Genomic DNA, 18,758 nt, shown 5'->3' on the forward strand with positions numbered 1-18,758 from the left:
CTTCACTTTGAAAAAGTGAGGGCTTTTTATAAAATTAAGAGCGAAGATTTTGTCAAATTTTTGCCACTTTTTAAGGTATTATTTAACTTGGAACTTATAGCAAAATGAAAAGGTATTTTGTAAAATAAACACCATGGGGGGATTGTGAATGGCAAAAGACGTAAAAATATTAGTAGTCGATGATGAAGAACGGATTCGACGTTTATTAAAAATGTATTTAGAACGGGAAGATTATATTATTGACGAAGCAGCAGATGGAAATGAGGCTCTTTTAAAGGCAATAACTAATGATTATGATGTCATTTTGTTAGATTTAATGATGCCTGGTAAAGATGGGATTGAGGTATGCCGTGAATTAAGGGAAAGAAAAACAACTCCAGTTATTATGTTAACTGCAAAAGGTGAAGAGGTTAACCGGGTACAAGGATTTGAAGTTGGAACTGATGATTATATTGTAAAGCCGTTTAGCCCTCGTGAAGTAGTATTACGTGTGAAAGCCTTGCTTAGGAGATCAGCACACCCTATCTTTATCCAAAAGGAAACACCAACAAAGGATATTCTTGTTTTCCCACATTTAACAATTGATAATGATGCACATAGGGTGACTGCGGATGGAAAAGAAGTAAACTTAACTCCTAAAGAATATGAATTATTATATTTTCTAGCCAAGGCGCCCGATAAGGTATTTGATCGGGAACAATTGTTGAAAGAAGTATGGCATTATGAATTTTTTGGTGATCTTCGGACAGTGGATACACATGTCAAGCGTCTTCGGGAAAAATTAAATAAAGTATCCGAACAAGCGGCAAGAATGATTGTAACTGTTTGGGGTATAGGATACAAATTCGAGGTAAATAATGAATGACCTTTTTACGAAGTGTTGTAGGTAAACTTTGGATTACAATTATTTTATTAGTTTCATTTGTACTCTTTATATTAACAGTCATGCTTCTGGAGTTTTTTCAAAATCACAATCTCGTTGAAACGAGGAAGGAATTAACGAGAACGGCTGAAAAAATAGCTGGAGTTTTTGAAAATCATACAAATGAAGAGTTACCAGTGGCATTAGAAATTGCTTGGGAAATTATTGATGATGTCACTAAAGTGGTGGTTGTAAAAAATAACAACGAAGTGTATTACTCTCCAAACACCGAAAACAAGCAGAAATTATCAAAAGAGTATATACAAAGTGACCCGGAATTATCAAAAGTATTTAGTGAAAATATGGCAGTTGAAAAAATTTCAAACCTTTCTTCAAATAATAAAGAGCATGGTTCAAATTATTTGATTATAGGAGTCCCGATGGATCTTCCTGGAAACGAGAGTGGCGCTGTCTTTATTTATCAATCATTGGAGGTCATGCAGGAAACATCAAGGGAGACGACTAAATTTATTCTGCTTGTGGCAGGAGTCGCTATTATATTAACAACTATTTTTGCGTTCTTTTTATCAACGAGAATCACTGCTCCTTTAAGGAAAATGCGTGAGGCTGCATTCGAGGTGGCCAGAGGTAAATTTGATACGAAGGTACCTATCCTTACACATGATGAAATTGGGGAGCTAGCGACAGCCTTTAATCAAATGGGAAGGCAGTTAAAATTTAATATGAATGCACTTAGTCAGGAAAAGGAACAGCTTTCCAGTATTTTAAGTAGTATGGCTGACGGAGTGATTACTTTTAATAGGGATGGAACTATTCTAGTTACCAATCCACCTGCTGATCGATTTCTTCAATATTGGTATTATGAAAAGGGAGATATGGATTCAAATCTGGAAGGACTTCCATCTCAAGTAATGGAGTTATTCCAGAAAGCAGTGGATACAGAGAAGGAACAGGCGGGTGAAATCTCTCTTCAAGGCCGCCATTGGGTAATTCTCGTCAGCCCGCTTTATAGTAACAAATTTATTCGCGGTGCTGTTGCTGTTTTAAGGGATATGACAGAAGAAAGACGATTGGAAAAAATGAGGAAAGATTTCATTGCCAATGTGTCACATGAACTAAGGACTCCTATATCAATGTTACAAGGATATAGTGAGGCAATTGTGGATGATATAGCAGAATCACAGGAAGAAAAGAAAGAAATGGCTAAGGTTATTTATGATGAATCATTAAGAATGGGAAGACTGGTAAATGAACTTCTTGATTTGGCTCGTATGGAAGCAGGCCATATTCAATTAAAGCTTGAAGATGTAAATCTCACATCCTTCATTAGTCGAATTATTCACAAATTTCAGGGTTTGGCTAAAGATAATGGCATTCAACTCCGTACTGAAATGGAAAATGACTTGCCAGCCTTTTGGATGGATCCAGACCGAATTGAACAGGTGCTTACCAATTTAATTGATAATGCGATTAGACATACACCACCAGATGGTTCTGTTACATTAAAAGTTACTTTAGAAGACAAAGGGCTACGAATGGAGGTAAAGGATTCCGGTTCAGGGATACCGGAGGAGGATTTGCCGTTTATTTTTGAGAGATTTTATAAAGCTGATAAAGCGCGAACGAGAGGACGATCTGGTACAGGACTTGGACTGGCCATTGCTAAAAATATTATTGATGCCCATCATGGAAGCATAAATGTTCATAGTAAATTGGGGCATGGAACGACATTTTCCTTCTTGATTCCGCGAAAATCGTAAAAACAACTAATGATTTCCCGAATAATATTGATCCATGCGAAACATTTATTCCGTGAAAACTCATCCATAAATGGGTGAGTTTTCTTTATTAACTATAATATATTAGGAAAAAAATGATTAATGATATGCTGTTTGCGAAGTACAAGACGCCAATCACCCATCTTAAGAAGTTTCGGTCTAGGCAGGAGGTTCTCCGTGATGAATGTAGGAATTGAATACGCTTGGTGTACAAAAAAATAATGAATTTAGTCGTATCTTTTGTGAAAAACATCTTCATAAAATACCAATTTCCACTCAATACCTTCCTTTTTTGCTGTATAAGGTCTATAGTAGAGTAAAAAGCTGAAACCTTTTACATAAAACCATCGACTAATAAGTTGAACGGGGAGGGGAAATGATGGACTCCGTTTTTAATGAGCTTTACCAACATTATCATCAAGACGTTTTTCAATTTTTATTTTATATGGTAAGAAACAGAGAGCAGGCAGAAGATCTTGTTCAAGAGGTATATATAAGAGTATTCAAATCTTATAATCGTTTTGAAGGAAAAAGTAGTGAAAAAACATGGCTTTTTTCCATTGCAAGGAATGTTGCTATTGATTATTTCCGAAAGCAAAAAGGTTGGAAGGGAAGAATTCTTGAAAAGTTTGATTGGTCAATGAGCGAAATAAAGGATAATGTTCCTATTCCAGAGGAAATTGCTATTCAGAAGGAAGAGATACTATGGGTATTTAAATGCCTAGATTATTGTACTGTTGATCAAAGAGCTGTTATTATTCTTCGATTTTTGCATGATTTATCAATCACGGAAACAGCTGAGGCTTTAGAATGGACGGAAAGTAAAGTAAAAACAACTCAGCATCGAGCTTTAAAAGTTTTGAAGAAACAAATGGCAACTTTTTATGAAAAGGAGGGTCTAACAAGTGAAAAAGTCAGAGTGGAGCGATAAAGAGCTCATTGAAATATTAAAAGAGATGCCAAAAGTTAAAGATTATCGCGATCCGCGTGACATTTATCAAAATCTTTCACCAAAAAAGCGTAGAACTTTTCTATGGCTATTGCCTGGTATTGCTTCAGTTGCCGCGTTGTTTCTTCTATTCTTAATTGCTTCGAATATAATCGATAATAACCAACATTCATTAGAAAAGTTAAAGGAAGACACCACTAGTTCTAGGGAGCTGGCTAGGGAAAATCAAGGAACAGGCAATGGGATCAATAATGCTGGGATATTAAAGGATCAATCAGAAACACCAAAAACGAAAGTCACTAAAGAAACTTCTTTCCAAACAGCGGTATATGGTGATAATAATTTACAAGATGGGAAAGTTTTAATTTTTTGGATACCAGATGGTGTACAAGATCAAAATCTTATACCAGTTGCTACGATCGTCAATACTGAAAAAAACAAAAACTGGTTGAGTTTATTTAATGAAAATATGGCTAGATTAAAGGAAAAAGAATGGGGATTAAGTGATTATTACCCTCTAAATGCTTCGCTAAGATTAGATAAGAGTGAGAGAAAAGTTATAGTGGATGTTCCTGACGATCACACATATGGCCAAGGTTCTAAGCAAGAAACGCTATTTATTAATATGTTGAAGAGAAATATTTCTTCCAATAGTGAAGTGAAACAAATAAAATTCACAACAAATGGTAAGTCTGGAATTGAGCTAGGAAATTATGGTGTGGTTGAAGAAATAGACATTAAGGATGAAAAAAAACACGCATATTTCTTTTATTATCCAGAAGGTAGTAATATCCCATTTTTGGTTCCTTCACCTAGTGTTTATAAAGATATAAATACAGCCTTTGATGCCATGACAGGGGATATAGAAGAATATAGATTAGAGAGGTCATTGGTACCATCCTTTGCAATTAATCATGTTTCCATAGTTGATAAAAAATTGCTTCTTACTTTAAATGATAATACTAAATTAAAAGATGACCAAATGACAGTTTGGTCATTAGAGGCTGTTCTTTTAACAGCTAAAGAATTTGGATTTGAGCAAGTTTTAGTGACCAATCCTCCTATTTCCAATATCGGCTCATTTGATTTAACGAGAGAGATTAATGTACCACTTGCACCTAACTTGAGAGAAATACAATAAAAAATCAACCTGAAAAAGGTTGATTTTTTTTGTATAAAAAAATGGAAAGACTCCAAAATATAACAGGTATGGTCAAACTGTTCATCAAATTGTATTGTTCTAAACCACATTAAGGGAACATATGGTTGATGAGAGGAAAAGATTAAAAGGAGGAAATGGTTTACAAATGCTTGACTATATAAAGAGGTTTCTAATTGCTATTATCATGGCACTTTGTGTAAGTTTATTGTTTTTAGGGGTGCGAACTACCGAAGCAGAAATTCTACAAACAATGAATGCTAAAGAGCATTGGATTTGGCCAGCTGATGGGGTGATTTCTGACACATTTGGGACAAGGAATGGAAAACATAAGGGAATAGATATTGCAGGAAAATGGGGTACACCAATCCTTTCCGTTGAAGAAGGAGAAGTGATAAAGTCTTATTATTCAAATACATATGGGAATGTAGTATTTATTAAGCATCCTAGCAATTTTGTCACCGTTTATGCTCATTTAAGCAGCAGGGCAGTAACGACCGGGGAAAAAGTAAAACAAGGTGATGTTATAGGACAAATGGGAAAGACAGGTCATTCAACGGGAACTCATCTTCATTTCGAATCACATCATAAAGAATGGAGATATGATAAGAAATTTGCCATTGATCCTGAAATACTGCTGGGTAAAACAGATGTGGGTGAGGCTGTAAAGGGAGGTGTTGTTGGTATTGGAAAAGAAGTTTTAGAGGTAAGTTCACAAATACATCAGCAAGTTTCCCAACCATCTCAACAATCACCACTACCCAATAAAATACTTTATCAGGTAAAAAAGGGAGATACTTTATATTCTATTGCTAAAAGTATTCATATGCCTGTGTCACACTTGAAAGAAATAAATGGTTTAACTTCAGATGTCATTCAACCAAATCAAATATTAATGATAAAGTAAAGCACTAGCCCCTGATTTAAGATCACGGGCAATTATTATACCAAATATATCGTTTGATCTTAACATGTGGTTCTTTTTTCAGTATAATGTAATTATAATTTTATATCGATCTATCTTCGGGGCAGGGTGAAATTCCCGACCGGCGGTATTAGAGCAATGCTCTTAAGCCCGCGAGCCTATTATGGGCAGGATTTGGTGAGATTCCAAAGCCGACAGTAAAGTCTGGATGGGAGAAGATGGAGGTTCTGCACGCGTTCAAAAAATTATTATTATGTGGACGTTTATTTAGTATGCCTATTCTAACTCCCTCAAGATTTATCTTGAGGTTCTTTTATTTTAGGCGTCTTTAGCTGAACCTCTCTTCCAATTTTGATGGATCAATATAATGGAGAGAGGAAGATGAAAGAAATGAACAACTCAAAGGTTAAATCTATGGTATCCATAGGAATGTTAAGCAGTATTGCATATTTACTAATGTTGCTTAACTTCCCGTTACCGCCTTTCCAAGCATTTTTGTTAATCGATTTTAGTGATATTCCTGCACTTATTGCCGTATTGGCATATGGACCTGTTGCAGGTATCTTAGTCGAATTATTTAAGAATTTGCTTGACTTTATTATGAAGGGCAGCCCTACAGGAATTCCGATCGGCCAAATGGCTAATTTCTTGGCCGGAATACTTTTTGTTTTACCAACTTATTATGTTTATCGGAAATTAAAAACAAATAAAGGGATGACCATTGCATTAATTACAGGAACAATTATTATGTCTATTTTAATGAGTCTTTTCAATTACTTATTTATTTTGCCAGCTTATACGGCATTAATGGGTTTTCCAGATATGCGAAATTATGTTGTACCTGGAATTCTACCATTTAATATAATAAAGGGATTAATAATATCAGTGGCATTTATGCTTGTGTTTACACGTATGAAGGAATGGATATATAAATATGCAATTGTAAAAAATGCACAAAGGAAAAAAGCAGCTTAGGATTTTCCTAGCTGCTTTTTTCCTGTTTTTAGAAGAATTTATGTGTTAAATTTCGCTGTTAATCGGAATTTCATGTTTATGAATGGTTCAGGAAGTTTGGTTTGTTATGTAATTGTGAAGTGTCTTATGTTCTATTTGGAATCTGTATCACTTCTTGTTCATCCTCTCATACAGGAAGGGATTAAAGTTCTGATTACTGTGGGCAAATCAGATTTGTAGATAGTCATCATATATTAGTTAAGAAGTAAAAAAACCCCATACCATATTTGGTGTGGGGTTAGCAGCTTAAAATATCTTTATGACAAATATTACTCAAATTTATTTGGATCGCCATCAAATGGTTCATCTGCAACCTTAATGGAATCAGTTGGACAACCTTCAAAAGCATCCATCATGTCATCAATTAATACATCTGGAATTTCCACAATACCTTCATTATCGTCAAGCGTTACATACGCGATACCTTCATCATCGTAATCATAAATGTCTGGTGCAGCTGCGCCACATGCCCCACATGCGATGCAAGTTTCCTTGTCGACGATAGTATATTTTGCCATGAAAATAAACCTCCCATTATTTTACCAAAAATATTCATACTATTTTCCATTGATGGAATGGAAAACGCATTACACATATCTATTGTAAAACTGTATGGATAACTTTTCAATAGAAAAATGTTATCGTCGTACATTGAAATGCTTAACAAACTTAAATATCTATGGTCACAAGTAGTGGCTTTTCATGTTAATATATTAAAAGAAATAATGCTGTTTTTGTCGAATAAATGAGAAAAGTGGGAACTAAAAATGCAAAAATTAGTGTCCATCATTCTTGATTGTATAAAAAATATAAACAATGAAAGGACTATTTATTCAATATTACACCTGTTAAATGGAAAAAAATCTTCACAAACAATTCAAGATGCTCATCTTTTCTCAATAAAAAAGTATTTCGGGGTTTATGAATCATTGACCAGGGATTCATTTGAAAGGATAATTGATGAAATTGCAAATAATCAATGGATTAAACCAATTGAGGAACAGAGGTATCTGCTTACACCGTCAGGAGAATCGTATTGTAAAAAAAATCCTGTTCCTCCCCATCTAAATGGCTGGAAATATTATTCAATGACGAAGTTATTTTGGGAAAGATTATCATTATTCATTCAAGTAACTTCAAATCTTGTGTATAAAGAAACAAAATATATACCAATCCAGAAAAACAAAGACATTCATACATGGGTGAAAGCATGTCTTGTTGGAACCAATATTTCAAGGCAGGAAATTGGCAATCAAATTTTCCATGAGCTATTGGAATGCTTGGATCAAGTGGATGGGATTCAACCACCCGTTTTAGTCTTTCGATTAACAGGATATCAGCAGATTGGATTAACTGCCGAACAAACCGCAAATAAATTAAAAATGGATATGATTGATTATCAATTAGAATTTAATAATATTCTTCATTACATGATTAAAAAGATAAGTGAAAATGAAAAGAATTTTCCTTTATTATCCTTTGCTGTCTATGATATAAAGAAAGCTAATGATTTGACCAATTCCACGAAGAAAACTTGGAATTTATATAGGCGGGGTTATTCGATTAATAGGATTGCAAAGGAACGGAAGTTGAAGGTAAGTACAATTGAAGATCACTTTGTGGAGATTGCACTCAATGTGAAAAACTTTTCAATTGATGAATATGTTGATAAAAGTCAACAGGAAAAGATTCTGGAAGTAGCTCGTCAAGAACAGACGAGGCAATTAAAACAAATAAAGGAAATGTTGGGATCTGTAACTTATTTTCAAATAAGACTCGTCTTGGCAAAGTATGGTGAACGTCAATGGAATTAGAAATGTTATTGAAAAAACATTTTGGCTACCATACCTTCAAAACTGGCCAGAAGGAAGTAATCTCCTCCATTTTATCTGGGAATCATACTTTAGCTATGCTTCCAACAGGAACGGGAAAATCTTTATGTTATCAGCTTCCAGGATATGTACTGGAAGGGCATATTTTAATTATTTCACCACTCCTTTCTCTTATGCAAGATCAAGTCGAGCAGTTAAAAAAGTTTGGTGAAAAAAGAGTAATTGCATTAAATTCGTTCTTAAGTGTAGAAGAAAAGCGTAGTGTACTTACTGACCTAAAAAATTATAAATATATTTTTATCTCACCAGAGATGCTTCAACTATCTTATATTATCCAGAGGTTGCAAAGGCTAAAAATTTCTTTGTTCGTAGTAGATGAGGCACATTGTATTTCACAATGGGGATATGATTTTCGGCCGGATTATTCCAAATTGGGGGAAATACGAAAAAAATTGAATGATCCTGTAACACTCGCATTAACTGCAACTGCAACAAGAAAAGTTCGTAATGATATTATAAAATCTTTAGAACTCAATGAAGTTGCTAAAATAGAATCATCAATTGATCGTCCAAATATTGCCCTTCATGTAGAACAAATATCCGGATATCAGGAAAAAGAAAATCGGGTGTTGAATTTAATTGCCAAGCTTAAAAAGCCTGGTATCGTATATTTTTCAAGCAAGAAAGCAGCGGATCATATGGCTTTGGTACTTAGGAAAAAAACAAATCTCCGTGTAAGTGCTTATCACGGAGGAATGGATTCGAATACGAGAGTTTTGATCCAACAACAATTTATTCATGGGCAGCTGGATGTTATATGTGCAACAAGTGCCTTTGGAATGGGGGTTAATAAAGAGAATATTCGTTTTATTATTCACTACCATATGCCTCCGCAAATAGAATCGTACTTGCAGGAAATAGGTAGAGCTGGGAGAGACGGGAAACCAAGTGTCGCTATATTATTATACACTCCGGGCGATGAACGTTTGCCTCTTCAACTTGCAGAAGCTGAGCTCCCTACCAATCTACAGATTGACTGGTTGTTCAAAATAATTTTCCAAGAGCAAATAATAGGGAAAAAACAGCTAAATCCCGAATGGCAGGAACTTGGTGGTTTTTCTGAATTACAGTGGAGAATTGTTGAGAGTTTTTTCTCTGAACCAATGCAAGAATTAGATGATCTACTTTCATTAAAGGATACGATTCAAGAATTTATTAACGAAAGACTGGAGATTAAGAAACAAAACATCTTTCTAATGAAAAAATTTATTGAATCATCCAAGTGCAGAAGGGAATTTATTCTGCAGTTTTTTGATGAAACAATGGTAAATAAATTACATTCTTGCTGTGATTTATGTGGAGATGATATCCAAGCTTTTTATGGAAATGAGGTTTGTGGTCAATCACCATCTAATGAGGAAACATGGAAGGATTACCTTGCCAAAATTTTAATTAATAGCGAGTTGAGGGAATGAGAAAAAAATACCAGGAGTTAATCAATAGTCTGACTGACAAAGAATTGCACATTCATTTGTATTTAACACAAATAATTCTCCTTGTCATCTCATTTGTTTTAGGACTGTGGTTATTTGATGATTTTTCTTATTTAAACAATTTTCATCTATATGATCTTAATATATTGACCATAGGTTTTTCCGCCGGTATGGGCGTTGTGATGATTGATATTATATTAATGCAGGTTCTGCCATCCTCCTATTATGATGACGGCGGTTTAAATATTAGGATATTTAAAAATAGGAAAATATTCCAAATTTTGTTTTTGGCTGCATTTGTATCGTTCAGTGAGGAGTTGTTGTTTCGGGGGATTATCCAAACAAAAGTAGGACTTTTTTTGGCAAGCTTGATATTTGCTATTATTCATTATCGATATCTTTTTAATTGGTTTTTATTCTTGAATATTGTGTTGTTAAGTTTTTTCATTGGAGCGATTTTTGAATGGACAGATAACTTAGCAGTCACTATTATGATGCATTTTACCATTGATTTTTTACTTGGATTGTATATTAGATATAAACACTTCTCCAATTAGTGAAGAACAGGAAGGAGCAGGGTTTTATGAATAAAGAAGAGCCGTATAGAGAGCAAGCTGACAGATTAAAGCAGCCAATCGAAAAAATGAATAACACACAAGATATATATAAAGAACTTCCACCAAGAGAGCAACGGCATCGTGAAAAAAAGAAAAAAACAAAATGGAAAATAAAATATCCAGTTATTCGATTATTAGTCCTTTTGTTTATTCTTCTTCCTGTCATCATTTTCAGTGTAATCACATATTTGGATGAGAAAAGGATTCCGGTGGCCAAAAAAACATCTGGAGATTCCATTGGTTATGAAACGATTAATCTTAAAAATGTTAGTTCAGATGAACAATTGGAGGAAAATGAACAAGAAAGTATTGTAGAAACTATTAATGAGATAGAGCAATCCCAAACAAAACATGAAGATAAATTACCGGTCATTGAAACAGATAATATTGAACTTACAGATAAGAATGAAACTGTAGAAAATCATGCAGGAATAAGGAACTCTACTGTGGCTGGAAGTAACAAAGAGAATAAAAACAATGAGACTCACGGAGCAAATTCTGAAGAGGATAGCAGTAATCATACTAAAAATGAGAAAATAATTTATCATAAAGTACAGCAGCAAGAAACATTATTTAGAATAGCTATGAAGTATTATCACTCTCAAAAAGGGATTGAAATAATAAAGAGGGCTAATCATCTTAATAATGAGGAAATATATGTAGGTCAAGTTTTGAAGATTCCTTTAGATTAGTAACCGATCAAAAAGATCGGTTTTTTTATATGATACGAAAAAATATTTCGGAAAGGGTGTAGTATAAGTCCCATAGTGTAGAGGCGAATTTGCTCGTCAATCCAAATTTGATCAACAGCCAATTGAGAGCACAACATGTCTACGGCAGCATTTGCATCGCACGCTCAAAAGCGATTGGAAGGTAGCTATACGCCACTGGTACAGGACGCTTACGCTTTTCTAATTAGCCATTCATATTGGAGTGGACAAGTTCATATAAATATACCGAGAAAAGGAGGGATCATATGGATAATCCAATTCGGTTACTTGAACATACAGATGAAGCAACAAAGCAAATGCTTGAAAATCTTCGAAAAAGAAAGAAAAAATTTGATGATGCTGAAAGATGGCATTATATTTCAATTTATATAACCCTTTTTGTGGCATTCATATTTTTTATTTATTTTTATTTTACTATTGCTAAATTCTATTCTTATTCCTTTTTTGCCATGTTTTCTGCTGCAATTAATGACCAAATAAACATACTATTAATGGCTTCAGTCATTATAGGTCTCGGAGCAATGAACGTATTGAGGCAGCAAAAAGAGAAAAAGGAGAAAGAGTATCATGATTTACGAGTTGAAATTGTAGATAAAAGTAAGGATTTATGGAAAAAGGAAGAAGAATGGAAAAACCGCCATGTCGTCTTTGAAATAATGAAAAAGAATTATGATATCAATCTTTACCATGAAAAAAAATAAGAAGCAGATAGAACTGCTTCTTCTCGTTATTAAAAAATTTTTTTCTTTCCTTGCTCTTCTTTTAATATCTCTACTGCTTCTCGGAAACGTTGGGAATGAATGATTTCACGTTCTCGTAGGAAGCGTAATCCATCATTTAAATCAGGATCGTCACTCATATTGATAATCCACTGGTAGGTGGCACGTGCTTTTTCTTCTGCAGCGATGTCCTCATATAGGTCAGCAATTGGATCCCCTTTTGCTTGAATATAGGCGGCCGTAAATGGGACTCCAGCTGCATTATGGTAAAATAAGGCTTTGTCATGGTCTGCATAATGATCACCGAGTCCAGCCGCTTTTAATTGCTCAGGTGTTGCATCCTTTGTTAATTTATAAACCATTGTAGCAATCATCTCAAGGTGGGCGAATTCTTCCGTTCCGATATCGGTAAGCAGTCCGATTACCTTATCCGGAATAGTATATCTCTGGTTTAAATATCTTAAAGCTGCTGCCAGCTCCCCATCTGCTCCCCCATACTGCTCAATTAAAAATTTTGCAAGAGTTGGATTACAGGTACTGACCCGAACGGGATATTGTAGTTTTTTTTCATAAAACCACATTAGTTAGTTCCCTCCCTTTTTTAACTTTTCATATTTGAAGAATCTCCTTATTTAGACCTGCCAAGGCCATGGAGAGTCATCCCAGTTCCATGGATATGCTGAATAACTGTTTCCAAATTGTTGCAATGGGCCAAATTTACTTTCAAACATCTTTTTTAAACGTTTTCGTTCTTTAGCATAATGATTAAACTGTTTAATTGCTTCAAGGTCATCATTATGGGTATCAAGGTAAAGTGAAAGCTCTACTAAAACAAAGTCAACGGCTTGAAGTTGTTCCATTATTTGATAATATTCCGGAGGCACTTGTTTCATGAAGTTTCACCTCTTTTTGGTTTTTCAAATGGATTGAACCAGGGATCATAAAAAGCTTTCCAAAGTGTACCGGCTCTTAGTGCCTCCTGCGGTGAAAATTGTGGTAAGTTGGGTGGTTGAAATCCCATAAATAAATTGGGTGGAGTGGAATATGTTTTTTCAAGTATTGGTTTACATGGATCAAAGGGACTTACATATGGATGATAGGTTCTGAGAAACTTATTCAAAAGAATCCCTCCCTTTATTTCATATCATTTAATCATATGAATCTTCTTCATTTACATGACAAAAAAATTGATAAGCTTAAAGGTTTTTGAAATAACTGGAAAAGTAGATTTTAGTGAGTTGAGTGTTTAAGTGGTTAATAAAATGGGGGAATAGTTGTAATAAGAATTACCGTCTATACATTAGTATGAGGATTTTTATACACTTATGTTGATTTAAACGGATATTTCATTCTATTAAAATTTCGGAGATAGCTGGATTCTGTATTTGTGATCTACATAAATAAATTGTCACCATTACCCAGAGTTGACACGTCTAGTTGATTCAGACATTCACAAACTGAGCAAAACCTTCATACTCTAAAACAAGAGTTATCATAAGCAGGGGGCAAAAGCATGCGCTTGGAACGCTTAGCATTGAATAAAATTAAAATTTTTTTAACCTCCGATGATTTGTATGAAAGAGGACTTTCAAATGAAGATATCTGGAAAGAATCAGGAAAGTGGAATCAACTCTTTCATGATATGCTTGATGAGGCAAGTGATGAGTTTGATGTTGAAATTAGAGGGTCGGTAGCAGTAGAAATTTTTTCTCTTCATGCTCAAGGTATTATTATGATTATTACAGTTAATGATGTCAAAGAGGACGAAGTATTATTGGACGAAGGCTATATTGAAATGCAAGTTAGAGTAGGAGGATGTGAAGTTCTTCTATTTGAATTTAACGAATTAGAAGATGTAATTAATTTATCCAAAAGACTTTCTTCTTTAAAGATTTTTGATGGAACTCTCTATTCAATGAATAATCATTATTATGTTTTAATCGATGATATAAAGCCAGAAAAAACACCTGTTACTGCCTCTATCCTTTCGGAGTTTGGCGTTGCCACTTTAATAAGCCCATTTGTACTTGAGGAATATGGAAAACTAATTATTAAAAATAATATGGTAAAAACAATTCTTAAATATTTTAAATAAAAGTTTATATTTATGAAGTAAAAGAATATTCGTTCATATTGGTATATATAAGTGCATAATTATTTGTCGCCATTTGCTATTTTAAAATAGCTTTTTAAGAAGCGAATGGCATCGTTTACATAATCGCACGATATTAAAAGGAAAACTGAATTTTTGTTCTTGCATTAATCATTTAAAGGTGTATACTTGTGACTGAAAGCGGACAACATTCGTTTAAGTGATTTCTTAGGAGGTTTACAAATGGTTGCCGGAAAAAGTACTGAAAAAACGAATCCAGAAGGTAAACATGATGTACTTAAATCAACACAGACTGTGATTCATAAAGCCCTTGAAAAATTGGGTTATCCAGAAGAGGTATATGAATTGTTAAAAGAACCATTACGCATGATGACTGTAAAAATTCCAGTAAGAATGGACGACGGTTCCGTTAAGATATTTACAGGTTATCGTGCTCAACATAACGATGCAGTAGGACCTACAAAGGGAGGAATCCGATTTCATCCAGGGGTGACAGAGACAGAAGTGAAAGCCCTTTCGATATGGATGAGCTTAAAATGTGGTATTGTTGATCTTCCATATGGCGGCGGAAAAGGCGGGATTGTATGTGATCCACGGGATATGTCATTTAGAGAGTTAGAAAGGTTAAGCCGTGGTTATGTACGCGCTATCAGTCAAATTGTTGGCCCTACTAAGGATATTCCAGCCCCAGATGTATTTACGAATTCTCAAATCATGGCTTGGATGATGGATGAATATAGCCGAATTGATGAATTCAATAATCCTGGCTTTATCACAGGAAAACCGTTAGTACTTGGAGGATCTCACGGACGTGAATCGGCAACTGCAAAGGGTGTAACTATCTGTATAGAAGAAGCTGCTAAAAAGAAGGGTATTTCTATCGAAGGAGCTCGTGTAGTTGTACAAGGCTTTGGAAATGCAGGAAGTTACCTAGCTAAATTTATGCACGATGCGGGAGCAAAAGTTATTGGGATCTCGGATGCATATGGAGCCCTATATGATCCTGATGGACTTGATATTGATTACCTCCTGGACAGAAGAGATAGTTTTGGTACTGTTACAAAGTTATTTAATAACACAATAACGAACAAAGAATTACTTGAATTAGAGTGCGATATTTTAGTTCCTGCAGCTATTGAGAATCAAATTACTGAGGAAAATGCACATAATATTAAAGCTAGCATTGTGGTTGAGGCAGCAAATGGTCCAACCACATTAGAAGCCACTGAAATTTTAACTGAGCGCGGAGTACTACTTGTACCAGATGTTCTTGCTTCCGCTGGAGGCGTAACCGTATCATACTTTGAGTGGGTACAAAATAATCAAGGTTATTATTGGTCCGAAGAAGAAGTTGAAGAAAAGCTTCGTAAAGTAATGGTGAAAGCATTTAATAATATTTATGATACTGCTCAATCTCGACGTGTCGATATGCGTTTAGCCGCATATATGGTCGGAGTTAGAAAAATGGCAGAAGCTAGCCGTTTCCGAGGTTGGATTTAATTAAAGACTTAACGTTGAAATATTGTTGAAAAACTCCTATCATAATCAAGGTAGGAGTTTTTCATTTGTTTTCTATTTAGATTGAAGGAGTGGACCGTTTTGCAATTTGAAGATACAATCATTGTCGGCGGCGGGCCTTGTGGATTAGCGGCAGCAATAGCATTAAAGGAAATTGGGAAAAACCCATTGATAATAGAAAAAGGGAATATCGTTAATTCGATTTATAATTATCCAACCCATCAAACATTTTTCAGTACGAGTGAAAAATTGGAGATAGGTGATGTCCCTTTTTTGACAGAAACATATAAACCGAAAAGAAATCAAGCACTTGTTTATTACCGGGAAGTAGTCAAAAGGAAAAACTTGAGGATTAATGCCTTTGAAAAGGTTATCGAAGTAAAAAAATCAGGTAAATATTTCGAAGTAATCTCTGATAAGAATATTTATCAATCTCGTTATGTCGTAATAGCGACTGGATACTATGACAACCCAAATTTAATGAATGTACCTGGTGAGGATCTACCTAAAGTTTTCCATTATTTTAAAGAAGCACATCCTTATTTCGATAAAGATGTCTGTGTAATTGGTGGGAAAAACTCTAGTGTTGACGCGGCACTTGAATTGACTAAGGCAAATGCAAGGGTGACCGTTTTATACCGTGGTAAGGAATATTCACCAAGCATTAAACCATGGATCCTTCCTGAATTCGATTCTTTAGTACGAAATGGCATCATTCAAATGGAATTCAATGCCCATGTTGAAGAAATCACAATGGACAAGGTGATCTACTCAAAAGATGGAGTTAAGAAATTTCTGAAAAATGATTTTGTCTTTGCAATGACAGGTTATCATCCAGACCATCAATTCTTAAAAACAATGGGAGTCCAAATTGACTCAGAATCTGGAAGGCCAATCTATAACCCCGAAACAATGGAGACAAATGTGGAAGGAATTTATATTGCTGGCGTCATTGCAGCAGGTAATAATGCAAATGAAATTTTTATAGAAAATGGCAAATTCCATGGCGGACAAATAGCCCGCTCCATTTTAGAAAAAGAGCAAAAGGGGGAATAAAAAAATGAAAAAGGTCGTATTGTTAACAACGGGTGGAACAATAGCAAGTAAGACAAATAAAGATTCTGGAAAATTAGCATCAGGAGCCTTAACTGGTGAAGAACTTGCAGCAATGTGTCAATTACCTGAAGATATAGAATTAATTATAGAATCTGTATTTCAGAAGGCTAGTATCCATATTACATTTGACGATCTACTTATTTTAAAAAAGAAAATTGAGGATTATTTTCAGGATGAAACCGTATCTGGTGTGGTCATAACACATGGAACAGATACGATGGAAGAAACTGCCTATTTTCTTGATTTAACAATCAATGATGCTAGACCTGTAGTTGTAACAGGTTCACAGCGTTCTCCTGAAGATTTGGGCAGTGATGTTTATATCAATTTACGACATGCAATTTATTCCGCTTGTTCAAAAGATTTACATCACGCAGGTACAGTGGTTGTGTTTAATGAAAGGATTTTTGCAGCCAGATATGTAAAAAAAGAACACGCATCCAATATTCAGGGATTTAATGCTTTTGGTTTCGGTTATCTTGGAATTATAGATAATGATGAAGTTCATGTTTTTCAGAAACCAATTAAACGGGAATATTATCAAATTACCTCACCTATACCTAAAGTTGATATTATTAAATGTTATATTGGTGCAGATGGAAAATTTATTAAAGCTGCACGGGAAGCTGGTGTTAAAGGAATCATTCTTGAAGGCGTAGGACGTGGACAGGTTGCTCCTGAAATGATGACAGAAATCGAAAGGGCTATTTCAGAAGGAATTAAATTGGTCATAACTACTAGTGCCGAGGAAGGTGCTGTTTATACTACTTATGATTATAAAGGTAGCGCCTATGACTTATATAAAAAAGGTGTTATTCTCGGTAGTGATAATGATTCAAAAAAGGCGAGAATCAAATTAGCTGTAGCATTGGCAAGTGGTTTAGATGATATAAAATTCTAATCTATTATTTCCAAAAAAATTACAACTGACAGAAAAAATCTGTCATTTTCATTATCTCTCTTCCATGTTACGATAGAGTAAACAGATTTGAAAAGAGGTTCAACATGCTGGGGATATTATCAGCTGGGGTTGCTCCTGGTTTAGCATTATTAAGTTATTTTTATTTAAAAGATGAATATGAACCCGAGCCGATTTCTTTTGTATTGCGGACATTTTTATACGGGGCATTATTGGTGTTTCCAATCATGTTTATCCAGCATGTGATAGACACGGAGCATTTAATAAAGTCCCAGATCCTTGAAGCATTCTTAAGTACAAGTCTGCTTGAGGAGTTTTTTAAATGGTTTATCCTATTTTATGTCGTTTATCAGCATGTTGAATTTGATGAGCCATTTGATGGAATTGTCTATGGAGTTTCTGTATCATTAGGTTTTGCTACTGTTGAAAATATTTTTTATTTAATTGCAAATGGGATACAACACGCCATTGCTCGAGCATTATTACCTGTTTCAAGCCATGCATTATTTGGAGTTATTATGGGCTTTTATATTGGAAAAGCTAAATTTACTGATAGAAATAAATCATTATGGGTGATTCTTTCGCTGTTTTTACCATTTATCTTGCATGGTTCCTATGACTATATCATGCTTTCTTTAAAACAATGGCTATTTTATATTTTCCCTTTTATGCTTTTCTTGTGGTGGTTAGGACTTCGAAAAGTAAAGAAGGCAAAAATTCTTAGCGCTAATCATTTTAAAAAACAATACACGATCCAAAAAACCCTTCATTCATAATGAAGGGTTCAGATTGTAGACAAAAGGCATTCCGAATAAGCTTAATTCGAAATGCCTTTTCAAATTTTAAGCAATTTGTGGTCTATATAAACTTTAATTTGACCCCTACGGGGTCAATTATTATACCATTTTTGGACTAGTCCAAGTCCAGTTTGCCAGTTTCTTTAAATTCATTGCAGCAAAAGTAAGCATCGCCTGCATGGACAATTTTTTAAG

20 protein-coding genes and 1 riboswitch are annotated in these 18,758 nt (G+C 34.6%); of the genes, 16 read left to right on the forward strand and 4 right to left on the reverse strand.

What is annotated here, in order from left to right; translation table 11 throughout:
* Nucleotides 1–148: 148 nt before the first annotated feature.
* The 6 genes from G4Z05_RS13825 to G4Z05_RS13850 all read left to right on the forward strand — a co-directional run bounded on the left by G4Z05_RS13825 (nucleotide 149) and on the right by G4Z05_RS13850 (nucleotide 6,669).
* Nucleotides 149–865 carry a response regulator transcription factor gene (locus G4Z05_RS13825; RefSeq protein WP_163252418.1) on the forward strand — a complete coding sequence of 239 codons (717 nt, stop codon included), beginning with the start codon at nucleotides 149–151 and terminating at the stop codon, nucleotides 863–865.
* On the forward strand, nucleotides 862–2,643 hold the full coding sequence (locus tag G4Z05_RS13830; protein ID WP_163252419.1) for an ATP-binding protein: 1,782 nt from the start codon (nucleotides 862–864) through the stop codon (nucleotides 2,641–2,643). The genes G4Z05_RS13825 and G4Z05_RS13830 overlap by 4 nt, the downstream gene beginning before the upstream one ends.
* A gap of 397 nt (nucleotides 2,644–3,040) precedes the next feature.
* Nucleotides 3,041–3,592, forward strand: coding sequence for an RNA polymerase sigma factor SigX (sigX, locus tag G4Z05_RS13835; RefSeq protein WP_163252420.1), 552 nt, complete (start codon nucleotides 3,041–3,043; stop codon nucleotides 3,590–3,592).
* Nucleotides 3,567–4,751, forward strand: a complete 1,185-nt coding sequence (locus G4Z05_RS13840; protein WP_163252421.1) for a hypothetical protein — start codon at nucleotides 3,567–3,569, stop codon at nucleotides 4,749–4,751. Before sigX ends, G4Z05_RS13840 begins: the two co-directional genes overlap by 26 nt.
* Nucleotides 4,752–4,917: 166 nt before the next feature.
* Complete coding sequence (locus G4Z05_RS13845) at nucleotides 4,918–5,676, forward strand: peptidoglycan DD-metalloendopeptidase family protein (RefSeq protein WP_163252422.1); 759 nt, start codon at nucleotides 4,918–4,920, stop codon at nucleotides 5,674–5,676.
* Nucleotides 5,677–5,784: 108 nt separating this feature from the next.
* A riboswitch (FMN riboswitch) is annotated at nucleotides 5,785–5,918 on the forward strand.
* Between the two features lie 166 nt (nucleotides 5,919–6,084).
* The gene (locus G4Z05_RS13850; protein ID WP_395534579.1) at nucleotides 6,085–6,669 is read left to right on the forward strand and encodes an ECF transporter S component; all 585 of its coding nucleotides are present in this window, start codon (nucleotides 6,085–6,087) and stop codon (nucleotides 6,667–6,669) included.
* Between the two features lie 308 nt (nucleotides 6,670–6,977).
* On the opposite strand, the gene G4Z05_RS13855 is transcribed toward G4Z05_RS13850, so the two are convergent.
* Nucleotides 6,978–7,226, reverse strand: coding sequence for a ferredoxin (locus G4Z05_RS13855; RefSeq protein WP_038535919.1), 249 nt, complete (start codon nucleotides 7,224–7,226; stop codon nucleotides 6,978–6,980).
* Nucleotides 7,227–7,475: 249 nt separating this feature from the next.
* On the opposite strand from G4Z05_RS13855, the gene G4Z05_RS13860 reads away from it, so the two are divergent.
* The 5 genes from G4Z05_RS13860 (at nucleotide 7,476) to G4Z05_RS13880 (ending at nucleotide 12,082) form a co-directional block, all read left to right on the forward strand.
* Nucleotides 7,476–8,522: a YpbB family protein gene (locus G4Z05_RS13860; RefSeq protein WP_163252424.1), complete on the forward strand. Its 1,047-nt coding sequence runs from the start codon at nucleotides 7,476–7,478 to the stop codon at nucleotides 8,520–8,522.
* Nucleotides 8,513–10,015 carry a RecQ family ATP-dependent DNA helicase gene (locus G4Z05_RS13865; RefSeq protein WP_163252425.1) on the forward strand — a complete coding sequence of 501 codons (1,503 nt, stop codon included), beginning with the start codon at nucleotides 8,513–8,515 and terminating at the stop codon, nucleotides 10,013–10,015. The genes G4Z05_RS13860 and G4Z05_RS13865 overlap by 10 nt, the downstream gene beginning before the upstream one ends.
* Nucleotides 10,012–10,590 (forward strand): CPBP family intramembrane glutamic endopeptidase, encoded by a 579-nt coding sequence (locus G4Z05_RS13870; protein ID WP_163252426.1) that lies wholly within the window; start codon nucleotides 10,012–10,014, stop codon nucleotides 10,588–10,590. The genes G4Z05_RS13865 and G4Z05_RS13870 overlap by 4 nt, the downstream gene beginning before the upstream one ends.
* 26 nt (nucleotides 10,591–10,616) lie before the next feature.
* Nucleotides 10,617–11,342 (forward strand): LysM peptidoglycan-binding domain-containing protein, encoded by a 726-nt coding sequence (locus G4Z05_RS13875; RefSeq protein ID WP_163252427.1) that lies wholly within the window; start codon nucleotides 10,617–10,619, stop codon nucleotides 11,340–11,342.
* Nucleotides 11,343–11,626: 284 nt separating this feature from the next.
* On the forward strand, nucleotides 11,627–12,082 hold the full coding sequence (locus G4Z05_RS13880) for a DUF2663 family protein (RefSeq protein WP_163252428.1): 456 nt from the start codon (nucleotides 11,627–11,629) through the stop codon (nucleotides 12,080–12,082).
* A gap of 29 nt (nucleotides 12,083–12,111) precedes the next feature.
* Here the strand turns inward: G4Z05_RS13880 and cotJC are convergent, their stop codons facing one another.
* From cotJC to G4Z05_RS13895, 3 genes are read right to left on the reverse strand one after another with little or no spacing between them, the layout of a single operon-like run.
* Nucleotides 12,112–12,681 carry a spore coat protein CotJC gene (gene cotJC, locus G4Z05_RS13885; RefSeq protein ID WP_163252429.1) on the reverse strand — a complete coding sequence of 190 codons (570 nt, stop codon included), beginning with the start codon at nucleotides 12,679–12,681 and terminating at the stop codon, nucleotides 12,112–12,114.
* Nucleotides 12,682–12,732: 51 nt separating this feature from the next.
* A complete protein-coding gene (locus G4Z05_RS13890; RefSeq protein WP_163252430.1) occupies nucleotides 12,733–12,993 on the reverse strand; it encodes a spore coat protein CotJB in 261 nt (86 codons plus the stop codon).
* Nucleotides 12,990–13,220 (reverse strand): spore coat associated protein CotJA, encoded by a 231-nt coding sequence (locus tag G4Z05_RS13895; protein WP_038535904.1) that lies wholly within the window; start codon nucleotides 13,218–13,220, stop codon nucleotides 12,990–12,992. The genes G4Z05_RS13890 and G4Z05_RS13895 overlap by 4 nt, the downstream gene beginning before the upstream one ends.
* Nucleotides 13,221–13,613: 393 nt before the next feature.
* Between G4Z05_RS13895 and G4Z05_RS13900 the strand changes: the two genes are divergently transcribed.
* From G4Z05_RS13900 to prsW, 5 genes are all read left to right on the forward strand, one after another.
* Nucleotides 13,614–14,195, forward strand: a complete 582-nt coding sequence (locus G4Z05_RS13900) for an adaptor protein MecA (protein ID WP_163252431.1) — start codon at nucleotides 13,614–13,616, stop codon at nucleotides 14,193–14,195.
* 240 nt (nucleotides 14,196–14,435) lie between these two features.
* Nucleotides 14,436–15,713: a Glu/Leu/Phe/Val family dehydrogenase gene (locus tag G4Z05_RS13905; RefSeq protein WP_163252432.1), complete on the forward strand. Its 1,278-nt coding sequence runs from the start codon at nucleotides 14,436–14,438 to the stop codon at nucleotides 15,711–15,713.
* Between the two features lie 99 nt (nucleotides 15,714–15,812).
* Nucleotides 15,813–16,787 carry a YpdA family putative bacillithiol disulfide reductase gene (locus G4Z05_RS13910; protein ID WP_163252433.1) on the forward strand — a complete coding sequence of 325 codons (975 nt, stop codon included), beginning with the start codon at nucleotides 15,813–15,815 and terminating at the stop codon, nucleotides 16,785–16,787.
* 4 nt (nucleotides 16,788–16,791) lie between these two features.
* Complete coding sequence (locus tag G4Z05_RS13915) at nucleotides 16,792–17,748, forward strand: asparaginase (RefSeq protein ID WP_163252434.1); 957 nt, start codon at nucleotides 16,792–16,794, stop codon at nucleotides 17,746–17,748.
* Between the two features lie 104 nt (nucleotides 17,749–17,852).
* Nucleotides 17,853–18,542, forward strand: a complete 690-nt coding sequence (prsW, locus tag G4Z05_RS13920) for a glutamic-type intramembrane protease PrsW (protein WP_163252435.1) — start codon at nucleotides 17,853–17,855, stop codon at nucleotides 18,540–18,542.
* The last annotated feature ends 216 nt before the right edge of the window (nucleotides 18,543–18,758 follow it).

The organism is Neobacillus thermocopriae, assembly GCF_010975035.1.
Lineage (GTDB): Bacteria > Bacillota > Bacilli > Bacillales > Cytobacillaceae > Neobacillus > Neobacillus thermocopriae.